Source organism: Novosphingobium sp. B-7 (assembly GCF_000410615.1).
Classification (GTDB): Bacteria; Pseudomonadota; Alphaproteobacteria; order Sphingomonadales; family Sphingomonadaceae; genus Novosphingobium; species Novosphingobium capsulatum.
The window spans coordinates 5,253-10,605 of sequence record NZ_KE148489.1; the positions used below are offsets into that span (position 1 = coordinate 5,253).

A 5,353-nucleotide genomic window follows, 5' to 3' on the forward strand; every position below is an offset into this window, starting at 1 on the left:
GCAGGGCCTGGCCAGCATCGATCCGGCGCTGGCCAGCCTGGTGGCGCAGCACCTGCCCCGCTTGGCCGCGCAATGGCCGCAAGACCTGCCCACCGGCGTGATCCATGCCGATCTCTTTCCCGACAACGTGCTGATGCAGGGGGAAACGGTCACTGGCCTGATCGACTTCTATTTCGCCTGCAACGACGTGATCGCCTATGACCTGGCGGTGACGCATGCCGCCTGGTGTTTCGATGCGGCGGGCCTGGCGTTCCGCGCCGATCTTTCGGCGGCGCTGCTTGAAGGCTATGCCAGCGTGCGCGCCCTGTCTGGGGCAGAACGGGCGGCGCTGCCCGTGTTGGCACAAGGGGCGGCGATGCGCTTTGCCATGAGCCGCGCCTATGACTGGCTCAATACCCCGGCCGATGCCCTGGTGACGCGGAAAGACCCGATGGCCTTTGCCCGCCGGCTGCAATTCTATGCCGATCCGGCGAATGGTGGAGTGTTCGCACTGTGAAGCAGGTCGATATCTTCACCGACGGCGCCTGCAAGGGCAATCCCGGCAAGGGTGGCTGGGGTGCGCTGCTGCGCATGGGCGAGCACGAAAAGGAACTGGTCGGTTCCGAGCGCGAGACGACCAACAACCGCATGGAAATGATGGGCGCTATCCGCGCGCTGGAAGCGCTGACCCAGCCCTGCCAGGTGACCCTGCACACCGACAGCAAGTATGTGCTCGACGGCATCACCAAGTGGATCTTTGGCTGGCAGAAACGAGGCTGGAAAACGGCCGACAACAAGCCGGTCAAGAACGAAGACCTGTGGCGCGCACTGGTGGCCGCTGCCCGCCCGCACAATATCGAGTGGGTGTGGGTCAAGGGACATGACGGCCACCCGGAAAACGAGCGGGTGGACAAACTCGCCAGCGACGCGGCCAAGGCCGCCTGATTCATCGCGAGCCTGATCCATTCCGGGACTCAGCTGCGGTCCATCCGGTTTGGCGGCATGGCGCTTCATGGTAAACTGCCGCGCACAGGCCGCCTTGGCGCCGGCCGATCGCGGGGGATGTTCGATGGTGTGCCAGTTCACGGTCAACCGTGCGGGGTGGGTGCTGGCGGCTGCCAGCCTGATGGCGGCGGCAGCATCACCAGCCGTGGCGCGGCACCAACCACCGCCACCGGTCACCACGCCGGCAACGCCCTCCGCGATGGTTCCCTATGGCCCAGGGCCAGGCCCGTGCAGCGTGCCCGGCATCGATGGCGGCGAACCGCAACGGCACGGCTGGCCGCCGCCATGCGAGGCGATGCCTGCTCCGGCCTATCCCGGCGCTGGCTATTATGCACCGGGCCATCCACCCCAGGCCTATTCCGCGCCGGGCTATGCCGGGCAAGTGCCGGTCTATACCGGCAGCTGGATCGCGCCGCCGGGCTATTACGTGGCAGGGGTGGTCATGGTGCCTGTGCCGCTGCCGCGTACCGGGGGCTGCCAGCCTTGTGGCGAAACCCGCACCGTGACCACCACGCGCACGGTGGATGTGGCCGTTCGCCCAGCGCGCCGGGTGCCGCCACGCCATCCCCCGCTGCACGACAAGCGGGTGATGGAAAAGCGCATCAAGGAATAGAGCGCAAACACCGCGTTAACTGCATGACATAACCATTCTGCGCCGGCCCGCTTCAAGCCAGGGCAAGACCAGCGGGCGACAAGCGCGCCGGGGCATAGCGCGCCGGATCAAGCCGTTCGGTCATCGTATCGGCCGACTGGCCCAGCAGCAGTTGCGCGGCCAGGCGCGCGGCGGCGGGCGCGGTCTGGATGCCAAAGCCGCCCTGCCCGGCAAACCAGAACAGGCCCGGCACGGCAGGATCAAAGCCATAGACCGGCGCGCGATCGGGGGCAAAGCTGCGCAGCCCGGCCCAGCGCCGCTCCACTGCGGCGATGCGCCAATCCACCACCTGTTCCAGGCGATCGATCGCCAGTGCCACGTCGATTTCCTCGGGCGCGACATCGTGCGCCACGTCGGGCGTTTCATCGTGCGGCGAAACCCCCAGCCGATCGCCCGATGGCTTGAAATAGAAGTCTCCGGCCAGCCCGAAGGTGAGCGGCAGTGTGGCCGGCACGGGTGGATCGACACGCAGTTGCGTGATCGTGCGGCGCAGCGGCGCGATGCCCAGGGAAGCCGCCCCGGCGAGCCTGGCGACTTCGTCGGCCCAGGCCCCGGCGGCGTTGACCACCACCCCGGCGCGCGCCTGCCCCCCGCGCCATGCCAGGCGCCAGCCAGCCCCCTCGTGTACCAGCGAATCGATGCGCGCGCGCAGGCGGAAGACGGTTCCGGTGCGGCGCGCCAGGGCCAGATAGTGCTGGTGCAGCCCGGCCACGTCGATATCGGCGCAGCCCGGCTGCCAGGCCCCCACGCACCATTGCTCGCGCAGGCCAGGCACCAGCGCGATCATGCCGGCGCGATCGATCATGTCCACCGTGGCGCCGAGCGCGCCATAGTCGGCCACGAAGGTTTCCAGCGCGGCGCGATCCTCTGCCCGCCCGATCACCAGCGAGCCGCGCGGCTGCAGAAAGCCGTGCTGTGCCAGGTAATCCCCCGAGGCAAGGGTGAGCGGCACGACGGCCGGCCCGCCATAGATCTCGTCCCAGAACGCGGCGGAGCGGCCGGTGGTGTGGTAGCCTGGGCTGTCCTCCGCCTCGACCAGCAAGACGCGGGCATGGGGCCCGCATTCGGCGGCGATGCTTGCCCCGGCCATGCCGGCGCCGATGATCGCGATGTCGAACTCGTCCATGGTCGCGCCCCTGCCTGCCCTATTCCGCCATGGCGGCCGTGTCTTGCCGCTGTGGGGCTTCCCGTTCGAGGAATTCGTCGATCGAGGCAAGCACTCGATCGCGCACGGCATCACATTCGCGCGGCAGTTCGTGCCGCGCCTCACGCCCCCAAGCCACCAGTTGGGCCTTGGGCAGGCGCTGCGCGGCGCGGGCTATGGCCGGCCACGACACCAGCGCATCGTGACGCGTGGCAAGCAGCAGCACCGGGGTGGTCACCGCCTCCAGCACGCCGGGCGCATCGAGCCGGTCGAACGATTCGCTGCTCTTTTTCAGCCAGCGCCAACTGGCCGGACCCAGCGCCAGCCAAGGCCGCTGTTCCCGCCACCATTGTTCATCGGCATAGCGGGTTTCATCGTGCGTCAGGAGGTTGGCACGCAGCGCGGCCCGCGCGCCGGGCTTTTCGCTGCTTTTCCAGGCGGGCCGGGCCGGGTCGCCCAGCCGAACCATCAGCGCGGCATAAATGCGCTGCACCGGGCGCGGCAGCACGGTAGCGAATCCCAGCATCGGCGCGCTCAGCACCACCGCATCAGGGGCGATTCGCTGCTCGGCCAATGTGCGCAACACCAGGTGGCCGCCCATCGAATGGCCGATCACCACATGCGGCCCCGGTGTTTGCGCGCGCCAGATTTGGTAAAGATGGGCAAGGTCATCCACCCAGACCGAAAAATCGGCGATGTCACCCACCGTTGGCCCGCTTTGCGGCCCGGCAGAGCCAGCCTGCCCGCGCCAGTCAGCGGCGGTTACGCACCAGCCCTTAGACGCCCAGTAATCGAACGTTTCCAAATACTTTTCATAAAAGTCCCCGCGCCCGGGCAGGAACAGGATCGACCCCCTCGGCGGGCCATCGCCACGCCGCCAGTCGATCCGGCGGATGGCGGTGCCATCGCTGGCGGACCAGGTCGATTCGCTCGCACCAGCGGGGATCTCGCGCCCACCGATGCCCTTCCAGACATGCTTAACCATTGCTTGCGACGCCCTGTTTCACGCCCGATCCCGCCGCTTGGCTTGGTTACCGTTTGGTAAGTGATTTTCCGGTATCCCCGCATCATCGAGGGGGATTTCCATGGTTTACGGATTGGCCGGAGTGTTGGCAATCGCGCTGCTGATCGCAGCGTTTACCGACCTGCGCCGCAGACAGATCGACAACTGGCTCAACGCCGCGATCGCGGCGCTGGCCCCGGTCTATTGGTGGGCCTGCGGGCTGCACCTGTGGCCCGATGTCGTGCTGCAACTGGGCGTGGCGCTGGCGGCCTTCGTGGTGCTGGCGGGGCTGTTTGCCCTGCGCATGATGGGCGGCGGCGATGTCAAGCTGCTCACCGCGCTGGCGCTATGGCTGCGGCCGGTGCTGTTTGCCAAGCTTCTGCTGATCATGGCCCTGGTGGGCGGCCTGCTCACCGTGGGGATGGGCATGTGGCACCTGATGCGGCGCCGCAAGGACCGGCTGAAGATCCCCTATGGCGTGGCGATCGCCACGGCGGGGCTGTGTGTTCTTGGCACCACATATGGCGCGGGCATTCACGCGCTCGCGGCGGGCTAAGGCCAACTTAACCAATTTGTCGGATGGCTGAGCGCTATTCTGTAAGGGCGGGATAAACTGGCGATGGACAAGAAGAAGCTACTGTTGTTGGGGGCCTCGCTGGTGCTGGGCATTCCATCGGCCTTGTTCGGCCTCGGCCTCATTCGTGGCTCGGGTTCGCCCCAGGCGATCGCTGCGGCCAAGGTGGAAATGGGTTCCAAGGTGCTGGTGGCCCAGCGCGCCCTGCCCGTCGGCACGATCATCACCGCCGATTCGATTGGCTTCAAGGCCTGGCCCAAGGAAATGGTGCAGGACGCCTATTTCGTGGAAGGCGAAGCCGACATGCAGAAGATGCTCGGCACCGTGGTGCGCAACCCGATCACCGCCGGCGAACCGATTACGCAAGGTTCGCTGGTGGCCCCGGGCGATCGCGGCTTCCTCGCCGCCGCGCTCGGCCCGGGCATGCGCGCCGTCACCATTCCGGTTTCCGCCCGCACCGGTGTGGCCGGCTTCGTCTTTCCCGGTGACCATATCGACCTGGTGCTGACCCAGACGGTCAAGGGCAACGATCCGCAGCCGCTCAAGGCATCGGAAACCATCATCCGCAACCTGCGCGTGCTCGCCACCGACCAGTCCGCCACGCAGGAACAGATCGAGGGCAAGACCAAGGTCAAGGCGTTCAGCACCGTCACCGTGGAAGTGACGCCCAAGATCGCGGAAAAGATCGCCGTGGCGCAGACCATCGGCACGCTCAGCCTCTCGCTGCGCTCGCTGGCCGACAATTCGGCCGAGTTGGAGCAGGCGATCGCCTCGGGCGATGTCAAGGTTCCGGCCGGGGCCACGCCGCAGGACGAGGAAAAGCTGCTCAAGCAGGCGCTGGCCCACCCGCTCGATGGCGGCACCAGCTTTGCCACGGGTGGCGATGTCTCGCGCTTCCAGCGCAAGTCGATGCCGCCGATGGGTGGCGCTGGCGGTGGCGGCGGCTTTACCGCGCCGCCCGCCCCAGCACCCGTGGCCGCCATGGCCGGCCCGGCC

At 67.5% G+C, this 5,353-nt stretch carries 7 protein-coding genes; 5 read left to right on the plus strand and 2 right to left on the minus strand.

What is annotated here, in order from left to right; all coding sequences use genetic code 11:
• The 3 genes from H926_RS35175 to H926_RS0121380 all read left to right on the plus strand — a co-directional run.
• Window positions 1–496, plus strand: a 496-nt coding sequence (locus H926_RS35175) for a phosphotransferase (RefSeq protein ID WP_237741144.1), incomplete at its 5' end; no start/stop codon positions are given.
• Window positions 493–924, plus strand: coding sequence for a ribonuclease HI (rnhA, locus tag H926_RS0121375; RefSeq protein WP_022678067.1), 432 nt, complete (start codon window positions 493–495; stop codon window positions 922–924). The genes H926_RS35175 and rnhA, both read left to right, overlap by 4 nt.
• A gap of 67 nt (window positions 925–991) precedes the next feature.
• A complete protein-coding gene (locus H926_RS0121380; protein WP_148291848.1) occupies window positions 992–1,597 on the plus strand; it encodes a hypothetical protein in 606 nt (201 codons plus the stop codon).
• Between the two features lie 52 nt (window positions 1,598–1,649).
• Here the strand turns inward: H926_RS0121380 and H926_RS0121385 are convergent, their stop codons facing one another.
• On the minus strand, window positions 1,650–2,762 hold the full coding sequence (locus H926_RS0121385) for an FAD-binding oxidoreductase (RefSeq protein WP_022678069.1): 1,113 nt from the start codon (window positions 2,760–2,762) through the stop codon (window positions 1,650–1,652).
• Between the two features lie 19 nt (window positions 2,763–2,781).
• Window positions 2,782–3,765: an alpha/beta fold hydrolase gene (locus H926_RS0121390; RefSeq protein WP_022678070.1), complete on the minus strand. Its 984-nt coding sequence runs from the start codon at window positions 3,763–3,765 to the stop codon at window positions 2,782–2,784.
• Between the two features lie 100 nt (window positions 3,766–3,865).
• On the opposite strand from H926_RS0121390, the gene H926_RS29680 reads away from it, so the two are divergent.
• Both H926_RS29680 and cpaB read left to right on the plus strand, forming a co-directional pair.
• Window positions 3,866–4,339: a prepilin peptidase gene (locus H926_RS29680; protein WP_043610870.1), complete on the plus strand. Its 474-nt coding sequence runs from the start codon at window positions 3,866–3,868 to the stop codon at window positions 4,337–4,339.
• 63 nt (window positions 4,340–4,402) lie between these two features.
• Window positions 4,403–5,353 (plus strand): Flp pilus assembly protein CpaB (gene cpaB, locus H926_RS0121400; protein ID WP_022678072.1); only part of this gene is annotated, 951 nt, incomplete at its 3' end.

Coding starts and splice junctions, on each gene's coding strand:
- H926_RS0121385 (WP_022678069.1), bottom strand. CDS start 2,762: ATGGACGAGTTCGACATCGCGATCATCGGCGCCGGCATGGCCGGGGCA.
- H926_RS29680 (WP_043610870.1), top strand. CDS start 3,866: ATGGTTTACGGATTGGCCGGAGTGTTGGCAATCGCGCTGCTGATCGCA.
- H926_RS0121380 (WP_148291848.1), top strand. CDS start 992: ATGGTAAACTGCCGCGCACAGGCCGCCTTGGCGCCGGCCGATCGCGGG.
- H926_RS0121390 (WP_022678070.1), bottom strand. CDS start 3,765: ATGGTTAAGCATGTCTGGAAGGGCATCGGTGGGCGCGAGATCCCCGCT.